At 65.5% G+C, this 16,164-nt stretch carries 16 protein-coding genes; 5 read left to right on the forward strand and 11 right to left on the reverse strand.

The genetic code is table 11. From position 1 onward, the window contains the following. Positions 1-14: 14 nt before the first annotated feature. Both P6166_RS01615 and P6166_RS01620 read left to right on the forward strand, forming a co-directional pair. Positions 15-272: a hypothetical protein gene (locus tag P6166_RS01615; protein ID WP_277762783.1), complete on the forward strand. Its 258-nt coding sequence runs from the start codon at positions 15-17 to the stop codon at positions 270-272. A 7-nt stretch (positions 273-279) separates the two neighbouring features. Continuing rightward, positions 280-1,038, forward strand: a complete 759-nt coding sequence (locus P6166_RS01620; RefSeq protein WP_277762784.1) for a pyridoxine 5'-phosphate synthase — start codon at positions 280-282, stop codon at positions 1,036-1,038. A 115-nt stretch (positions 1,039-1,153) separates the two neighbouring features. On the opposite strand, the gene P6166_RS01625 is transcribed toward P6166_RS01620, so the two are convergent. The 11 genes from P6166_RS01625 to dnaA form a co-directional block, all read right to left on the reverse strand. Beyond that, the gene (locus P6166_RS01625; protein ID WP_277762785.1) at positions 1,154-1,564 is read right to left on the reverse strand and encodes a biopolymer transporter ExbD; all 411 of its coding nucleotides are present in this window, start codon (positions 1,562-1,564) and stop codon (positions 1,154-1,156) included. Between the two features lie 3 nt (positions 1,565-1,567). Further along, positions 1,568-1,993: a biopolymer transporter ExbD gene (locus P6166_RS01630; protein WP_277762786.1), complete on the reverse strand. Its 426-nt coding sequence runs from the start codon at positions 1,991-1,993 to the stop codon at positions 1,568-1,570. 56 nt (positions 1,994-2,049) lie between these two features. Then, a complete protein-coding gene (exbB, locus tag P6166_RS01635) occupies positions 2,050-2,811 on the reverse strand; it encodes a TonB-system energizer ExbB (protein ID WP_057649265.1) in 762 nt (253 codons plus the stop codon). Positions 2,812-2,895: 84 nt separating this feature from the next. Further along, on the reverse strand, positions 2,896-3,453 hold the full coding sequence (locus P6166_RS01640; protein ID WP_277762787.1) for an energy transducer TonB: 558 nt from the start codon (positions 3,451-3,453) through the stop codon (positions 2,896-2,898). Between the two features lie 261 nt (positions 3,454-3,714). Then, positions 3,715-4,896: a tetratricopeptide repeat protein gene (locus tag P6166_RS01645; RefSeq protein ID WP_277762788.1), complete on the reverse strand. Its 1,182-nt coding sequence runs from the start codon at positions 4,894-4,896 to the stop codon at positions 3,715-3,717. 138 nt (positions 4,897-5,034) lie between these two features. Further along, the gene (locus P6166_RS01650; protein WP_277762789.1) at positions 5,035-5,844 is read right to left on the reverse strand and encodes a M48 family metallopeptidase; all 810 of its coding nucleotides are present in this window, start codon (positions 5,842-5,844) and stop codon (positions 5,035-5,037) included. A 62-nt stretch (positions 5,845-5,906) separates the two neighbouring features. Then, positions 5,907-6,761 (reverse strand): CPBP family intramembrane glutamic endopeptidase, encoded by an 855-nt coding sequence (locus P6166_RS01655; protein WP_277762790.1) that lies wholly within the window; start codon positions 6,759-6,761, stop codon positions 5,907-5,909. Between the two features lie 67 nt (positions 6,762-6,828). Beyond that, positions 6,829-9,288: a DNA topoisomerase (ATP-hydrolyzing) subunit B gene (gene gyrB, locus P6166_RS01660; RefSeq protein ID WP_277762791.1), complete on the reverse strand. Its 2,460-nt coding sequence runs from the start codon at positions 9,286-9,288 to the stop codon at positions 6,829-6,831. A gap of 128 nt (positions 9,289-9,416) precedes the next feature. After that, entirely contained in the window at positions 9,417-10,508 is a 1,092-nt protein-coding gene (gene recF, locus P6166_RS01665; protein WP_277762792.1) for a DNA replication/repair protein RecF, read from the reverse strand. 358 nt (positions 10,509-10,866) lie between these two features. Continuing rightward, on the reverse strand, positions 10,867-11,967 hold the full coding sequence (gene dnaN / locus P6166_RS01670; RefSeq protein ID WP_277762793.1) for a DNA polymerase III subunit beta: 1,101 nt from the start codon (positions 11,965-11,967) through the stop codon (positions 10,867-10,869). 283 nt (positions 11,968-12,250) lie between these two features. Further along, a complete protein-coding gene (gene dnaA / locus P6166_RS01675; RefSeq protein ID WP_277762794.1) occupies positions 12,251-13,594 on the reverse strand; it encodes a chromosomal replication initiator protein DnaA in 1,344 nt (447 codons plus the stop codon). A 231-nt stretch (positions 13,595-13,825) separates the two neighbouring features. On the opposite strand from dnaA, the gene rpmH reads away from it, so the two are divergent. The 3 genes from rpmH to yidC are packed head-to-tail and all read left to right on the forward strand — an operon-like array spanning position 13,826 to position 16,156. After that, positions 13,826-13,966, forward strand: a complete 141-nt coding sequence (gene rpmH, locus P6166_RS01680; RefSeq protein ID WP_057649007.1) for a 50S ribosomal protein L34 — start codon at positions 13,826-13,828, stop codon at positions 13,964-13,966. Positions 13,967-14,004: 38 nt separating this feature from the next. Then, a complete protein-coding gene (rnpA, locus tag P6166_RS01685) occupies positions 14,005-14,451 on the forward strand; it encodes a ribonuclease P protein component (RefSeq protein ID WP_277762795.1) in 447 nt (148 codons plus the stop codon). 16 nt (positions 14,452-14,467) lie between these two features. Further along, positions 14,468-16,156, forward strand: coding sequence for a membrane protein insertase YidC (gene yidC / locus P6166_RS01690; RefSeq protein ID WP_277762796.1), 1,689 nt, complete (start codon positions 14,468-14,470; stop codon positions 16,154-16,156). The last annotated feature ends 8 nt before the right edge of the window (positions 16,157-16,164 follow it).

Raw genomic sequence — 16,164 nt, forward strand, 5'->3', positions numbered from 1 at the left:
TTGGGGAGATCGTCATGCATTGGTTGTTCCTGCTCCTGGCGCTGGGTGCGCTGATCCTGGCGTTCAGCACGCCCTACATGTGGCTGCTGGTGCTTTCCCTGTTGGCCGCGCTCGCCCTGATGATGGCGTGGGCGCGCGGCTGGTACGTCTCGCGCATGGGCGAGGCGGAGGAGGCCGGGCATATCGTGGACCCGGTCGAACTGCACCGCCTGCGTACCCTCGCCGCCGCGCGCAAGGCGGCCGCGGCCGAACAGCCGCCTTCCGACGCCTGAGGCGCGCGTGCCCACCCTGCTGTCGGTCAACGTCAACAAGATCGCCGTGCTGCGCAACTCGCGCGGCGGTCAGGACCCGGACGTCGTGCGCGCCGCGGTAGCCTGCCTGGACGCCGGCGCGCACGGCATCACCGTGCATCCGCGCCCGGACCAGCGGCACATCCGCGCCGACGACGTCTACGCGCTGTCGGCGCTGACCCGCCGCCGCGGGGTCGAGTTCAACATCGAGGGCAATCCGTTCGCGCCGCCACGCGAAGGCTATCCGGGTTTCGTTGCGTTGTGCCGGCAAACCCGGCCGGCCCAGGCGACGCTGGTGCCCGACGGCGATGGGCAGCTCACTTCCGACCACGGCTTCGACTTCGGCCGCGATGCCGAACGGCTCGCGCCGCTGATCGCCGAGCTGCGGGAGATCGGCTGCCGGGTGAGTCTGTTCGTGGACCCCGGCTGTCCCGGCTTGGCGGAGGCGGCGCGCATCGGCGCGCACCGGGTCGAGCTGTATACCGGGCCTTACGCGGAGGCATTCGCCAACGGAACGCCCGACGAAGCGCTGGCCTTGTTCGCCGATACCGCACGTCGCGCGCAGGCGCTGGGACTGGGCGTCAACGCCGGGCACGACTTGTCGCAGGCCAACCTCGGCGCGTTCGTGGCCACCGTGCCGGAAGTGCTGGAAGTGTCGATCGGCCACGCATTGATCGGCGAGGCGCTTTACGACGGCCTGGACCACACCGTGCGCGCGTACCTGGACCTCCTTGCGCCCCGCAGTTGAAGCGCGGGCATCGGCACACAGATTCGGCACCGCATCACGCATAAAAAAACGCCACCGTCTCCGGTGGCGTTTCCAGTCGCGTCATGACTGAGTATTGCGGTGTTGCGGTATTTCTTTACTGGACGAAGCCGATCTTCTTCATCTGAGCATTCTTGGCGGCGGCCAGCACCCGGGCCATCACCTCGTACTCGGAATCCGGGTTGGCGTCGATCTTCAGCTGCGGCTGGTTGGTCGGGTCACGCTGGACCTCTTCCTCCATGCGCTGCTGCAGCTCGCTCACCGCCACCGGGCTGTTGTTCCAGTAGACCTGGTTGCTGGCGTCGATGCGCAGTTCGATCGGCGGCGGCGGTTCCACGTTCTCCGGCGGCGGGTTGAGCACGCGCTGCGGAAGATCCACGGCGATCGGGTACGTCATGATCGGCGCGGTGACGATGAAGATGATCAGCAGCACCAGCATCACGTCCACGAGGGGCGTGACGTTGATGTCGGCCATCGGGCCGCGGCCGCTACCACTTGAAAAAGCCATGGCTTACTGCCCCTTCTCTTTGGTCGCGACGAAGCCGATGTCCAGCATGCCCTGATTCTGCGCGATCTTGGTGATCTCGTTGATCGTGCTCATCTTGGTGGTCTTGTCACCACGCAGGTTGATCGGCGGCTGGGGGGTCTGCTGGGCGGCGGTGGACAGGCGCGATTCCAGGCTTTCCTTGCTGATCGGCTCGTCGTTCCAATACAGCGAACCGTCTTCCTTGACCGCCAGCGTGATCGGGCCCTTGCGCTCGTTCTGCTCGTCCGGCTTCTGCGCCAGGTTCGCCTCGGGCAGCTCCACCTTGACCTTGTGGGACATCAGCGGGGCCGTGATGATGAAGATGATCAGCAGCACCAGCATCACGTCCACGAGGGGCGTGACGTTGATGTCGGCCATCGGGCCGCCGCTGTTTCCACTACTGAAGGCCATAACAGGCTCCGTCTAAATCGGTTGCGGTGACTTTGTTCGATGCCCGGGGGCGCGTCTTACTTGACGCGCGAACCGGTGGCGAAGAAGTCGTGCAGGTCGTGGGCGAACGAATCGAACTTCGCGATGACCGAGCTGTTGACCTTCGAGAAGAAGTTGAAGGCGAACACGGCCGGGATCGCGACGAACAGACCGATGGCGGTCATGATCAGCGCCTCACCCACCGGGCCGGCAACGGCGTCGATCGAGGCCGAACCGGTCGCACCGATCTTGATCAGCGCGCCGTAGATGCCCCACACGGTGCCGAGCAGACCGACGAACGGCGCGGTCGCACCGACGGTGGCCAGCAGGGTCATGCCCGACTGCAGGCGGGTGCTCTCGCGGGTCACGGCCTGGCGCAGGGCGCGGTCCACGAACTCCGAGCGGCTCAGGTTCTCGCCCAGGCCGGTGTTGCTGCCTTCGGCGCGCTGGTGGTGGGCGGCAGCCTGGGCGGCGTCCAGGGCGATCTTCGAGAACGGCTCGGAAGCCGGCTGCTCTTCCATCGCACGGATGGCTTCCTGCGCGTTCGGGGCTTCCCAGAACAGGCTGGTCACGCGATCGGCGGCGCTCTTCAGGCGGACCGAACGGAAGATGTTGATGACGGTCCAGTACCAGGACATGGCCGACATGGCGATCAGGGTCACCAGAACGACCCAGGAGACGGCGAAGTCACCCGGATGCGAGGTCATTTCCCCGATCAGGTGCTCAAAGCCCATCTGCGAGAGGGCAGCCGACGGGTTGGAGCCCCCGGCAGCGGCGGCGATGAAGAGATCCTGCAGCATGACGCTTACCTTTGTTGTGTGTGGTGATGAAGGGTGGTGCTAAGAACGACAGTGGGAACCGGGCCGGAGGCCCGGCCCTGACAATCAATTGAGCGCGAAGTTGACCGGCACGCGGACACGGCCGGCAGTCTTCTGCCCGTTCACGACGGACGGGTTGAAGCGCCACTTGCGGGCGGCATCCATGGCCGCACGGTCCAGATCGCGGTTGCGGCTCGACTTCTCGACGGCCACGTTGGTCACGTTGCCGCTCGCGTCGACGTCCACGATCAGGATCACTTCACCCTGCACGCCTGCACGGAACGCGGCCGGCGGGTACTTGGGCGGATTCATGTTCTTGGACGAGATGTCCACGCTGGCGCCGATGTCCTGAGACGGCTGCGGCGGCGACGGCGGCGACGGCGGCGTCACGATGTCCGACGGGCGCGGTTCCGGCACGTCGACCACCGGAGCTTCCGGCGGCGGCGGCACCGGCGACGGACGCGGCGGCGCCAGGTTCTTCACCGGCGGCGGCGGCTTGTCCTGCGGCGGCGGCGGCGGCGGCGGGGGTGGCGGCGGCGGCGGAGCGTCGACGATCGTCACCATGACGTTGCGCTCCTTCTCGGCGACGGCCTTGGGCGCGACGGCGGGAATCAGCAGCAGCATCAGGGCAGCCAGATGCAAAGCGATTACGAAGGCAATACCAACGATACGGGGCCAGCTCAAACCCTGGTTCCCGGTATCCTGGTCATACCTGTGGACAACATATTGTTCCGTCATGCGCCAATGACTCTATCTGTGGGGGCCTGGACCACTGGCGTGATCCCCTGATCGGGCGGCTCTGACACCGCAGGAACCTCCAAGCTTATACCAATCCCGGGCCCTGTAACCACTTATACACAGGGACCTGGGCGTTTTTTTGCGACCTTACTTGCCGTTGATGATCTTCTTGGCGTCGTCGGGCTTCTTCACGCCCTTGGCCAGCGCCTGCTGGGCCGCCTGCTTGGCTTCGGCGGTACGCCCCTCGTTCTTGAGGACCTTGGCCAGGTTCAGGTAGGTCTCGCCGTCCTTGGAGAGGGGAGCGGCCTTCTGCCAGTTCTCGATCGCCTGCGGCAGCTGGTCGGTGTAGTAGTACGACTGTGCCAGCGCCAGGTAGGTCTGGTAGTCCGGCTTGAGGATGCCCTTGGAGATACCCTCGTTGATGACCGCGATGACGTCCTTTTCCTTGTTGTCCGTGTTCGCGTAGATCGAGTACAGCTGCTTGTACTCGCGCTCGTCGGTCAACTGGCCGCTGGCGCGCAGCTTGTCCATGACCGCGGCGGCCTTGTCCATCTGGTCGGCCTGCATGTACATGCTGGCCAGATTGAGCTGGGCCTTCTTGTCGTTCGGGTTCTTGGCGGCCAGCTGTTCGGCCGAGGCCACGGCCTCGCCGGTCTGGCCGGCTTCCGCATAGGCGGCCATCAGCAGCTGGTTCCAGTTGTCCTTCGGCTCCGGCGAGGCGGCGATGGCCTGCTTCAGCACCGGGATCGCTTCCTGGTAGCGCTCGGCCTGGTACAGCGCCTGGCCCTTGAGGATCAGGTCTTCCGGCTTCTGCGACTTGGTCTCGGCCAGATACTTGTCCAGCGTGGCCAGGCCTTCGGTGTACTGGTTGTCCTGCAACTGCAGCTGGGCCAGCATTAGCATCGACTGGTAGTGGCCGTTGTTGTCCAGGCCGTTGAGCGTAATGGCCTGCTGCAGGTAGGTCTTCGCGCCGGCGGTGTCGTCCAGGTTGTAGGCGGACTGCGCGGCGAGCTGCGCGGCAATGGACTTGTCGGCGTTGTTCGCGGCCGGGTTGGCCAGGATCTCGTCAGCCTGGGCGCGCACCGCGGCGTAGTCGTCACCCTTGTTGAAGGCATCGACCAGCTTCTGCAGCTTGCTGCCCAGCTTGGCCGAGGTCTTTTCCTTCGGCTCCTCGCGCGTGGCGTTCGGGAACAGCACTTCGGCCTTCGCCGAGCGGGAATTCTTGCGACCGGAATCCGATTGCGCCATCGCATCCGTGACAACGGCACCGCCCAAGGCAGCGGCAATGAGCAGGGTCAGCAGAGCTTTGTTGCGATAGGGCTGTTTCATGATCACCTCGGTCGGGCATCGCCAGGGCGATGCTGGAAGGAAACGCTGGCCGTACAAGAAAACGAGCCGGCAAACTTAGCAGAAACTTTCACGCACAGAAAACGCTTTCCATGCTGGGGTGCAGCAATACGCCACCGTCTAGCCGCAGCGGGGATTTCTGCCCTCGCGCTTGGCCTGTTCATAGACCGGCATCAAGGACGGCGCATCCCGCTGCAGTTCTCTGATCCGGTTGGCGGGGTCCGGGTGCGTGGACAGCCACTGCGGCGAACGCGCTCCGCTCGCAGCCATCATGTTCTGCCACAGGTTGACCGCTTGTGAGGGATCGAAGCCGGCATCGGCCATCAGGCGTTGGCCCACGATGTCGGCCTCGCTCTCCTGGGTACGCGAGCCGGGCAGCAGGAAGGCGGTCTGCGCGGTCATGCCGCCGATCTGGTTGACCGCGCTGGCGGCATTGCCGCCATAGGCCGCGCCGGCCAGCGCCCCGATCACCGACAACCCGGTCTGCGCCCCCAGCTGGCGGGTGATGCGTTCCTCGTGGTGGCGCGAGATGACATGGCCGATTTCGTGCCCCAGCACCGCGGCGAGCTGGTCCTGGGTCTTGGCGACCTTGAAGATGCCGGTGTTGACGCCGACCTTGCCGCCCGGCAGCGCGAATGCGTTGGGCTCGTCGTCAACGAAGACCGCGGTTTCCCACGCGGTGTTGCGCCATTGCGGCGGCAGCTGCGCCACCAGTGCATTGACCACGCACTTCACGTACGCGATCTGCTTGCCGTCGCTGCTGATCTTTTCCTTGGACTTGGTTTCGGCGAACGCCTGCGCACCCAGCTGGTCGAGCTGCTGCTGCGATACGCCGCCGACCATCTGCTTGCGCCCGGTCGGCGAGGTGGTGGTGGCGCAGGCCGACAACGTCAGTGCGGCGGCGACGCCCAATGTCACGAGTTTCTTCATGTGGATCCCCCGGGGGTTCGGAGGAATTCTGGCAGGCCCGGCTTAACTTTTCGTCAAGCAAACTACTGCAAACCGAACCAGTACAGCGCCGCGATGGCGATGGCATTGTTGAGGCCGTGGGCGAAGATCGCCGCCCACAGCGAGCCGGTGCGCCAGTACAGCCAGGCGAAGGCGGCCCCCATGCTGCCGTAGACCAGCCACAGCTGGCAGATCGCCAGCACGCCATTGCCGCTGAGGCCCGGGATTTCGTGCAGCAACGCGAACGCCACGCTGCTCAGCACGATGCCCAGCACCGGCCGGCCGGCGGCCAGCAGGCGCCCGAACAACACGCGGCGGAACAGCAATTCCTCGTACGCCGGTGCCAGCAGCACGGCGAAGACCACCGCCGACCACGGCCATTGCGCGAGCAGGTCGCTCATCAGCGAAAGGTTGGTCGGCACCGGCTTGATGTCGAGGCGCTCGGCCAGCATGCCGGTAGCGGTGCTGAAGCAGAACACGCCCACCGCGACCAGGCTCGCCAGGCCCCATGTGCGCGGGACACGCAGCGCGGCCCAGGATTGCTGCCGTTCGGCACGGCTGGCCCGGCGGCGCCAGAAGTACACCACCAGCGCCGCGGTGCCGGTGCTGACCAGGGCCATCAACAGCTGCGCCATCGCGCCGGGCTGGCCGAGCTGGTGCGCGACTTGCGAAGGATCGATCTCCACGCCGCGGGCGCGCGCCTCGAACACCAGCTGGAAGCCGCGCAACACGCCCCAGGCCATCCCGGCGGCGATGCTGACCAGCAGCAGGATCACCAGGGCGATTAGGGCATCGAGGAAGAAGTTGAGGACGGGCGCGCGGTCAGCGGTGGGCGCGGCCGGTGCATGCACGGACAGCCCCTCCGCGGCAGGCGGCGGGGACACGGGAAGATCGTTCATCGCTTTCCTGCGCGGCGGGATGATGGCCGCCGCATCGCTCCCCGATGCGGCGGCTGCACCGATGATGTCAGATATCGAGGTTGGCGACCTTGAGCGCGTTGTCCTCGATGAAGTCGCGGCGCGGCTCGACCACGTCGCCCATCAGCGTGCTGAAGATCTGGTCGGCGGCCACGGCGTCTTCGATGCGAACCTGCAGCATGCGGCGCGTATCCGGATTGACCGTGGTTTCCCACAGCTGCTCGGGGTTCATTTCGCCCAGGCCCTTGAAGCGCTGGATCTGCCGGCCCTTCTTGGCCTCGTCCAGCAACCAGGCTTGCGCCTGCGCGAACGATTCCACCGGCTGCGCCTTGTTGCCGCGCACGATCTGCGCGCCTTCGCGGATCAGGCCATGGAACAGCTTGGCCGCCTCGTTGAGCGGACGCAGCTCGCCACTCTCGAACGCCGACAGCGGAATGAAGATGCGCGCTTCCTCGCCCATGTGGCGGCGCACGACTTCGAGCGCGGCCGGGCGCTGGTCGTTCGGCTCCTGCAGGGTGATCACGTAGCGCGGCGTGCCCAGGCTGCCCTGGTTGAGGCTGTTGGCCAGCGCTTCCAGGCCCTGGCCCGGCGCGGGATTGCGCAGGTGCTCCAGGTCCATCGGCGCGTAGTCGATCAACGCATCGAGCAGGCGCGTGTCGTAGCGATGCGCATTGCGGGCGATGGCTTCTTTCGCGTTGGCATACGCGAGCAGCAGCTTCTCCAGCGCCACGCCCTCGATGGCCGGCTCGCCGGCCGCCGGCACCAGCGAGGCACCTTCCACCGCGCTGTTGGCGAGGTACACATTGAGTGCCGCATCGTCCTTCAGGTACAGCTCGCTCTTGCCCTGCTTGAGCTTGTACAGCGGCGGCAGGCCGATGTAGACGTGGCCGCGTTCGATCAGCTCCGGCATCTGGCGGTAGAAGAACGTCAGCAGCAGAGTCCGGATGTGCGAACCGTCGACGTCGGCGTCGGTCATGATGATGATGCGGTGGTAGCGCAGCTTGTCCGGGTTGTACTCGTCCTTGCCGATGCCGGTGCCCAGCGCGGTGATCAGCGTGCCGACCTCGGCGCTGGCGAGCATGCGATCGAAGCGGGCGCGTTCCACGTTGAGGATCTTGCCGCGCAGCGGCAGCACCGCTTGGTTCTTGCGGTTGCGGCCTTGCTTGGCCGAGCCGCCTGCCGAGTCACCCTCGACGATGAACAGCTCGGACAGCGCCGGATCCTTTTCCTGGCAATCGGCCAGCTTGCCGGGCAGGCCGGCAATGTCCAGCGCGCCCTTGCGACGGGTGAGGTCGCGCGCCTTGCGGGCCGCCTCGCGCGCGCGCGCGGCATCGACGATCTTGCCGGCGATGGCACGGGCTTCGTTCGGGTTTTCCTGCAGGAATTCTTCCAGGCGCGCGCCGAAGGCGTTTTCCACTGCGGGACGCACATCGGAGCTGACCAGCTTTTCCTTGGTCTGCGAGGAGAAGCTCGGGTCGGGCACCTTCACCGACAGCACGGCGATCATGCCTTCGCGCATGTCATCGCCGGTCAGGGTGATCTTGGCCTGCTTGGCAATGCCGTTCTGCTCGATGTAATTGTTCAACACGCGCGTCAGCGCGCCGCGGAAGCCGGCCAGGTGCGTGCCGCCGTCCTTCTGCGGGATGTTGTTGGTGAAGCAGTACATCGTCTCCTGGTAGGAGTCGGTCCACTGCAGCGCCACTTCGACGGTGATGCCGTTGTGCTCGCCGCTGACCGCGATGACGTTCGGATGCAGCGGGTTCTTCAACTGCGCCAGATGCTCCACGAAGCTGCGGATGCCGCCTTCGTAGTGGAAATCGTCGCGACGGCCTTCGCCGCGCTCGTCCACCAGGATGATCTTGACGCCCGAATTGAGGAACGACAGCTCGCGCAGGCGACGCGCCAGGATCTCGTAGTGGAATTCGACGTTGTTGTTGAACGCCTTCACCGACGGCCAGAAGCGCACGGTGGTGCCGCGCTTGCTGCTGGCTTGCAGCTGCTTGAGCGGGGTGACCGCCGCGCCGTTGCTGTATTCCTGCTGGTAGTGGAAACCGCCCTGGAAGATATCCAGCAGCAGCTTCTCCGACAGCGCGTTGACCACACTGACGCCCACGCCGTGCAGGCCGCCGGACACCTTGTAGCTGTTGTCGTCGAACTTGCCGCCCGCGTGCAGCACGGTCATGACGACCTCGGCTGCGGAAACCTCGCGGTCCAGCTTCCGGCTCATCTGCTCGTGCTTGCCCACGGGGATACCGCGGCCGTTGTCCGAGACCGAAACCGAACCGTCTGCGTGGATCGTCACTGACACGTTGTCGGCGTGGCCGGCCAACGCTTCGTCGATGGAGTTGTCGACGACCTCGAACACCATGTGGTGCAGACCGGTGCCGTCGTGGACGTCGCCGATGTACATGCCGGGACGCTTGCGGACAGCCTCCAGCCCTTCCAGGGCCGTGATGCTGTTGGCGTCGTAGTTGCCATTGTTGGCGGGGGTGTTCTGTTCGTCGGTCATGCGCTTGGCCGTAGGCTCCACTGCGCGGGCGGCGCGGGGAGCGCGCCACTCCGGAATAGGGGGATAGCGGGTGAATTATAGCAGCCAGGCCTTGCGGGCCCGGACCGGGTGAATAGCCAACTCCCCATTCATTCGGCGGGGGAGATGGCTCCGTGTTCCACGTGGAACCGGGCGGGGCTCCACGCCTCCAGCAGCGTGGGCGCCTCCGTGACCGTAATCAGGACCTGGGCGTGCCCGTCGAGCAGCCGCGCCAGGATGCGATGCTGGTGCTGGCGATCCAGCTCGGACGCCAGGTCGTCCAGCGCGATGACCGGCCATTCGCCGCGTTGGTCGGCGAAGTCTTCCGCCTGCGCCAGGAGGCAAGCCAGGGCGGTGAGCTTTGCCTGCCCACGGGAGAGGGCTTGAGGACCGGGAAGCCCATCGAATTCGGGTTGCCAATCCGCGCGGTGCGGCCCGACGGAGGTGTAACCGTACTGCCGGTCCCGCTCGCGGGACAGCAATAGCGCGTCGGCAAGCGGTACTTCATGCCGGCGCCAGCCGGGCTGGAAGGCGAGTGCGGCCATGCCGAGGGACGGGGCGATATCCGCGGCCAGTGGGATGGCCTTGTCCTGCAAGCGTTCCAGGTAGGCACGGCGCCGCAGGGTCAGCAGCTCGCCTGATTCGCCCAGCTCCCGGTCCCACGCGTCGAGCGTGGCGCCGCTCCCCCCTTGCTTCAGCAGCGCATTGCGTTGCTTCAATGCACGCGAATAGCGCCGCCAAAGAGGGAGAAAATCCGGTTCCACGTGGAACAGCGCCCAATCCATGAAACGGCGCCGTGACTCTCCGCCGCCACTGATCAATGCATGGCTACCCGGCTCGAATGTCACCACGGCGATAGCGGCACATAGATTGCCCAGCTGCTGCACGTCCTGGCCATCGAGCCTCCCCTTCCACGCCTGGCCGCTGTGACGCAAGCCAGCGCGACGCTTCCGGGTCAGGGCAGGGTCGCCGTGCTCCAGCCATTCGACGAACACTTCCAGGTCTTCCGCGCCCTGGCGCACGAGACCGTCGCGAACGCGCCCCCGAAAGCTGCGGCCGTAAGCCATCAGATGAAGGGCCTCCAGCAGGCTGGTCTTGCCGGCCCCATTTTCTCCCACTACCAGGTTCAAGCCCGGGCCGGGTCGCCATTCCACGCTGTCGAAACGTCGGAAGCGATGGAGCGAGATTCGACTGATCAACATGGGGGAATGTTCGGCTGAAACAGGCAGGGCGAGACGCGAGAGCCGAGCATAGGGGAGACCGACGCTTTTTCGTGATCTTGGCCAAACATGGGGACAGCTTGTGGACAAAGCAACCGAATCGCCCGGCGCGGAGACCTGTCCACAGCCCATCCCCAACCCTCAGGCCCACTTTTTAAGGGGGTTTCCATGCCACTTTCTCCATAAAAATCATGCACTTAATGGGTTTTCCAACGAAATTTGCCCTACCAAGCACCACATAGCTCTTGATTTATATCTACTTCTAAAGCGGTAAGGGGCAGCCGAAAAGAAAAAGGCCCGGGTTTGATCCCGGGCCCTTCAGTTCCACGTGGAACACGCGTCAGAGGCGCAGCGGCATCACCACATGCCGCGACTTCTCGCTGCTTGCCTCACGCACCAGTGCCGACGAGTTCGCATCGCGCAGCTGGATGACGATGTGCTCGTCGCGCAGGGCAGACAGCGCATCCAGCAAGTAGTTCACATTGAAGCCGATTGCCAGGTCGGACACCTTGGTGTCGGCCTCGATTTCTTCCTGCGCCTCTTCCTGCTCAGGGTTGTGGGCGCTGATCTTCAACTGGCCCGGCGAGACCTCGACACGAACGCCGCGGTACTTCTCGTTGGACAAGATGGCCGCACGCTGCAGCGATGCGCGCAACGCCTCGCGGTCCACCTTGACCTCACGGTCCGCGCCGATCGGAATCACCGCCTCATAATCCGGGAAGCGGCCATCGATCAGCTTGGAAGTGAAGGTCACATCGTCGCGCTTCACGCGCACGTGGCTGCGGCCCACCTCCAGTTCCAGCGCGCGATCGCCGCCTTCCAGCAGGCGCTGCAGCTCGGTCACGCCCTTGCGCGGCACGATGATCTGGCGCTTGGTGCCGCTGCTACCTTCGAGTGCGGTCTCGCACAGCGCCAGGCGATGGCCGTCGGTGGCGACACAGCGCAGCGTCGAATCGCGCAGGTCGAACAGCAGACCGTTGAGGTAATAGCGCACGTCCTGCTGCGCCATCGCGAAGGCGGTGCGCTCGATGAGCTCCTTCAGTGCGGCTTCGGGCACCGCCACGCGCTCGGTGGCTTCCACTTCGTCCACCGACGGGAAGTCGTTCGCAGGCAGCGTCGCCAGCGTGAAACGGCTGCGGCCCGCTTGCACGGTGACCTTTTCGCCCGATTGCGACACCGTGACCCGGCTTCCGTCGGGCAGTGCACGCACGATTTCGAACAACTTACGGGCCGGAATCGTGGTTTCGCCGTCCTGCGCATCCTCCACGGCGATGCGCGAGATCATCTCCACCTCCAGATCCGTGCCGGTCAGCGAGAGCTGGCCGTTCTGCACCTGGACGAGGAAGTTGGCCAGCACGGGCAGTGTCTGGCGGCGTTCAACCACATTGACCACCTGGGCCAGTGGCTTGAGGAAGGCTTCGCGCTGCAGTGTGAAACGCATGTGGTTCCGTGCCCCTATGCTTTTAAAGATGTGGAATAAATCAAAAGCTTGGTGGTGATGGTAGGCGCGCTTTTGGCGGAAAACTACCTTAACCTGTTGTTCCGTAAGGATTTAATGCGCTCGAAACCCTTGGGATTACTGCCCCGGCCCTTGGGGTAAAACCTGTGGATAAATTTTCAGGTTCGTCCCCGACGAATCTTATCCACAGTTTCTCCCGGCCTTGCGCGCAAATCATGCACTGAATTTTCCCGCCTGTGCATGCGCGCGGGCACTTACGTTCGGCTTACTCGCTCAACTTGCGGATCAGCTTGTCCCAGTCCTCGCGCAGCTTGCCGTCGGTTTCCATCAGCGTGCGGATCTGCCGGCAGGCGTGCAGCACGGTGGTGTGGTCGCGGCCGGCGAATGCATCGCCGATCTCCGGCAGGCTGTGTTCGGTGAGTTCCTTGGCCAACGCCATGGCAACCTGCCGCGGCCGGGCCAGCGAACGGGTGCGGCGCTTGGACAGCAGGTCCTTCATCTGCAGGCCGTAGTAGTCGGCCACGGTCTTCTGGATGTTCGGGATGCCGATGGCCTGCTGCTGGGCGCGCAGCAGGTCGCGCAGCGTCTCCTGGGCGAACTCCACGGTGATGGTGCGGCCGGTGAAGTTGGCGCGTGCGGTGAGCGTGTTGAGCGCACCTTCCAGGTCGCGCACGTTGGAGCGCATCTTCTTGGCGATGAGGAAGGCCACATCGTCCGGGATTTCCGCGCCGCGTTCGCGCGCCTTGGCCAGCACGATCGCCGCGCGCGTTTCGAAGTCCGGCGGGTCGATCGCCACCGACAAGCCCCAGGCCAGGCGCGACTTCAACCGCGGCTCCAGGCCTTCGACCTCGCGCGGGTAGCGGTCGCAGGTCAGGATGATCTGCTGGCGCCCATCGAACAGCGCGTTGAAGGTGTGGAAGAACTCCTCCTGCGTGCGGTCCTTGCCGGCGAAGAACTGGATGTCGTCGATCAGCAGCGCATCGATCTGCTGGAACTGGCGCTTGAACTGGTCCATCGCCTTGTCCTGCAGCGCGCGGATCATCGCGCTGAAGAACTGCTCCGAGCGCAGATACATGACCTTGGCGTTCGGGTTGGCCTGGCGCATCGCGTTGCCGGCGGCGAACATCAGGTGGGTCTTGCCCAGGCCGGTGCTCCCGTACAGCAGCAGCGGGTTGTGGGCACGGTCGCCGGGCTTCTGTGCCGCCTGCAGCGCGGCGGCGCGGCCCAGCTGGTTGCTGCGGCCCTCGACGAAGTTGTCGAACGTGTAGTGGGTGTCCAGGTTGCCGGCGAAGGGTACCGGCGCGGCCTGCGGGGCGACCGCCTGGGCCACTGCGGCGGCCAGCGGGGCGGCCTGCGCCAGCGGCTCGACGGGCTTCGGGCGCGAACCCACGGCCAGGGCGACCTCGCTGTTGCCGGCGTAGTGGCTCACCAGCTCGCGGATGCGCGACAGGTAGCGTTCGCGCACCTGCTCGACAATGAAGGCGTTCGGGGCGTACAGCACGACGCTGTCGGCGCGCTCGTCGGCCTGTAGGGGTTTCAACCAGGTGTGGACATCTTCGGGCGGGAATTCCGCTTCAAGACGTTCCAGGCAACGGGGCCAAGCATCCATCAAAGTGTATTCATCATGGGCCTTCCGGGCGCGCAGGCATCCGCCATGCATCGGCACGGGAGGCAGAAAACGGATGGGCCAGACTACCACCGGGGGGCAGGTTTTCCCATATTTATTCACAGGCACATCCACAGGCTCCCACACGCGAGCGCAAGGCGCGACTTGACCAAGCCCGGGCGGCACCTCTAGAATTTCCGGTTCTTTCGTACCCCTTTACCTACAGAGGCCCCCATGGCCACCAAGCGCACCTACCAGCCCAGCAACCTCAAGCGCAAGCGCGACCACGGCTTCCGTGCCCGCATGAAGACGGCCGACGGCCGCAAGGTGCTGGCCCGTCGCCGCGCCAAGGGCCGCAAGCGCCTGAGCGCTTGATTGCCGCGCCGCTGAACGCGGCCCAGGCAATCCCGACCGTGATCGATTCCGACCCGCGCAGGCGATTTCCTCGCTCTGCGCGGGTTCGTTCGCGCGCGGAATATGCTGTCGTCTTCGATAACAGCCACCGCTGCTCCGACCCGCTCATGAGCCTGCACTGGCGCCCCGTCGAGGGCCCGGCCCGACTCGGCATGGCCGTGTCGCGCAAGGTGGACAAGCGCGCGGTCGGGCGCAACCGCATCAAGCGCGTGCTCCGCGAGACCTTCCGTCATCTGCCGGCTTCGCTGGCAGGTGGGGACTATGTCGTGGTCGCCCGTTCCGCGGCCGCGCGCGCCAGCCATTCCGAACTGCGTGATGCTTTCCTGCGCGTGTTGCACCGTGCGGGCGCATTGCCCGTGCCTGCGGCGGGCGTCACAATGCCGCCGCGCCAGGATGCCCACCCTTCATCCTCTCCATTGACCGAGCCGGAACGCCGTTCCGACTGAGCCGAGTTGCTGCCTGATGAACCAGACCCGCGTAATCCTGTTGCTTGCCTGGCTGATGGTGGCCGCCTTCCTGTGGATGGAGTGGGGCCGTGAGAAGGCCGTGCCCGAACCCGCGCAGACGCCCGCCGCGCAAACGGCCGTGCCGTCCGCCGATGGCAACGGGGTCCCGCAGGCCGCCGTGCCGGGTGGTGCCGCCGCGCAGCCGACCGTCACCGCACCGGCGGCACCGGCGCAAGTCGTCACGGTCACCACCGACGTGCTGCGCCTGAAGCTGGACGGCCGCAGCGTGCTGGACGCCGAGTTGCTGCAGTTCCCGCAGACCAAGCAGGCAGGCGCACCGCCGGTCGAGCTGCTGACCGAAGATCCGGCGCACCCGTACAACGCGGCGAGTGGCTGGGCGAGCGACAAGGGCGCCCCGGTCCCCGGTAACGGCGGTTTCCGTCCGGAGCAGCCAGGCACCGAGTTCGCGCTGCCGAAGGGCCAGGACAAGCTGGTGGTTCCGTTCGTGTGGACCAGCCCGGACGGTGTCACCATCCGTCGCACGTTCACGCTCGAGCGTGGCCGCTACGCCATCGAAGTGCGCGACGAAGTCACCAACGCCGGCAGCAACACGTGGAATGCCTACGTGTATCGCAAGCTGAGCCGCGTGCCGACGATCCTCAGCCGCAGCATGATGAATCCGGACAGCCTGAGCTTCAACGGCGCCACCTGGTTCACCAGCGAGAACGGCTACGAGCGCCGCGCCTTCCAGGACTACCTCAAGGACGGCAGCGTCGATCGCGTCATCCAGGGCGGCTGGATCGCGATGCTGCAGCACCAGTTCTTCACCGGCTGGATTCCGAGCCCGGACAACAGCTCCCTGCTCAAGCTCTCGCAAGCCAATGGCGCCGACGTGCTCGAACTGCGCGGCCCCGGCTTCACCGTGGCGCCCGGCCAGAAGGCCACCACCGAAGCGCGCCTGTGGGTGGGCCCGAAGCTGGTCAGCCTGATCGCCAAGGAGCAGGTGCCGGGCCTGGATCGCGTCGTCGACTACAGCCGCTTCTCGCTGATGGCCATCATCGGCCAGGGCCTGTTCTGGGTGCTGAGCCACCTGTACACCCTGCTGCACAACTGGGGCTGGTCGATCATCGGCCTGGTGGTGCTGCTGCGCCTGGCGCTGTATCCGCTGTCGGCGGCGCAGTACAAGTCCGGCGCGAAGATGCGCAAGTTCCAGCCGCGCCTGGCCCAGCTCAAGGAGCGCTACGGCGAGGATCGCCAGAAGTACCAGCAGGCGATGATGGAGCTGTTCAAGAAGGAAAAGATCAACCCGATGGGCGGCTGCCTGCCGATCCTCATCCAGATGCCGATCTTCTTCGCGCTGTACTGGGTGCTGGTGGAGTCGGTCGAACTGCGCCAGGCGCCGTGGCTGGGCTGGATCCAGGACCTCACCGCGCGCGACCCGTACTTCATCCTGCCGATCATCAACATGGTGATCATGTGGCTGACGCAGAAGCTGACGCCCACCCCGGGCATGGATCCGGTGCAGGCGAAGATGATGCAGTTCATGCCGCTGGTGTTCGGCGTCATGATGGCCTTCATGCCGGCCGGCCTGGTGCTGTACTGGGTGGTCAACGGCGGCCTGGGCCTGCTGATCCAGTGGTGGATGATCAAGCAGCACGGCGAATCGCCGAGCAAGATCGTCCAGTCCAACCTGCACAACCAGTGATGCATGGA

The sequence above is a fragment of the Stenotrophomonas sp. HITSZ_GD genome, assembly GCF_029543105.1.
In the GTDB taxonomy this organism is placed as follows: Bacteria; Pseudomonadota; Gammaproteobacteria; order Xanthomonadales; family Xanthomonadaceae; genus Stenotrophomonas_A.

Coding starts and splice junctions, on each gene's coding strand:
- P6166_RS01640 (WP_277762787.1), bottom strand. CDS start 3,453: ATGCTGCTGCTGATTCCCGCCGTCGCGCCCAAGGCCGTCGCCGAGAAG.
- P6166_RS01650 (WP_277762789.1), bottom strand. CDS start 5,844: ATGAAGAAACTCGTGACATTGGGCGTCGCCGCCGCACTGACGTTGTCG.
- P6166_RS01645 (WP_277762788.1), bottom strand. CDS start 4,896: ATGAAACAGCCCTATCGCAACAAAGCTCTGCTGACCCTGCTCATTGCC.
- P6166_RS01625 (WP_277762785.1), bottom strand. CDS start 1,564: ATGGCTTTTTCAAGTGGTAGCGGCCGCGGCCCGATGGCCGACATCAAC.
- rpmH (WP_057649007.1), top strand. CDS start 13,826: ATGGCCACCAAGCGCACCTACCAGCCCAGCAACCTCAAGCGCAAGCGC.
- dnaN (WP_277762793.1), bottom strand. CDS start 11,967: ATGCGTTTCACACTGCAGCGCGAAGCCTTCCTCAAGCCACTGGCCCAG.
- exbB (WP_057649265.1), bottom strand. CDS start 2,811: ATGCTGCAGGATCTCTTCATCGCCGCCGCTGCCGGGGGCTCCAACCCG.
- dnaA (WP_277762794.1), bottom strand. CDS start 13,594: ATGGATGCTTGGCCCCGTTGCCTGGAACGTCTTGAAGCGGAATTCCCG.
- P6166_RS01655 (WP_277762790.1), bottom strand. CDS start 6,761: ATGAACGATCTTCCCGTGTCCCCGCCGCCTGCCGCGGAGGGGCTGTCC.
- yidC (WP_277762796.1), top strand. CDS start 14,468: ATGAACCAGACCCGCGTAATCCTGTTGCTTGCCTGGCTGATGGTGGCC.
- recF (WP_277762792.1), bottom strand. CDS start 10,508: ATGTTGATCAGTCGAATCTCGCTCCATCGCTTCCGACGTTTCGACAGC.
- P6166_RS01630 (WP_277762786.1), bottom strand. CDS start 1,993: ATGGCCTTCAGTAGTGGAAACAGCGGCGGCCCGATGGCCGACATCAAC.
- P6166_RS01615 (WP_277762783.1), top strand. CDS start 15: ATGCATTGGTTGTTCCTGCTCCTGGCGCTGGGTGCGCTGATCCTGGCG.
- gyrB (WP_277762791.1), bottom strand. CDS start 9,288: ATGACCGACGAACAGAACACCCCCGCCAACAATGGCAACTACGACGCC.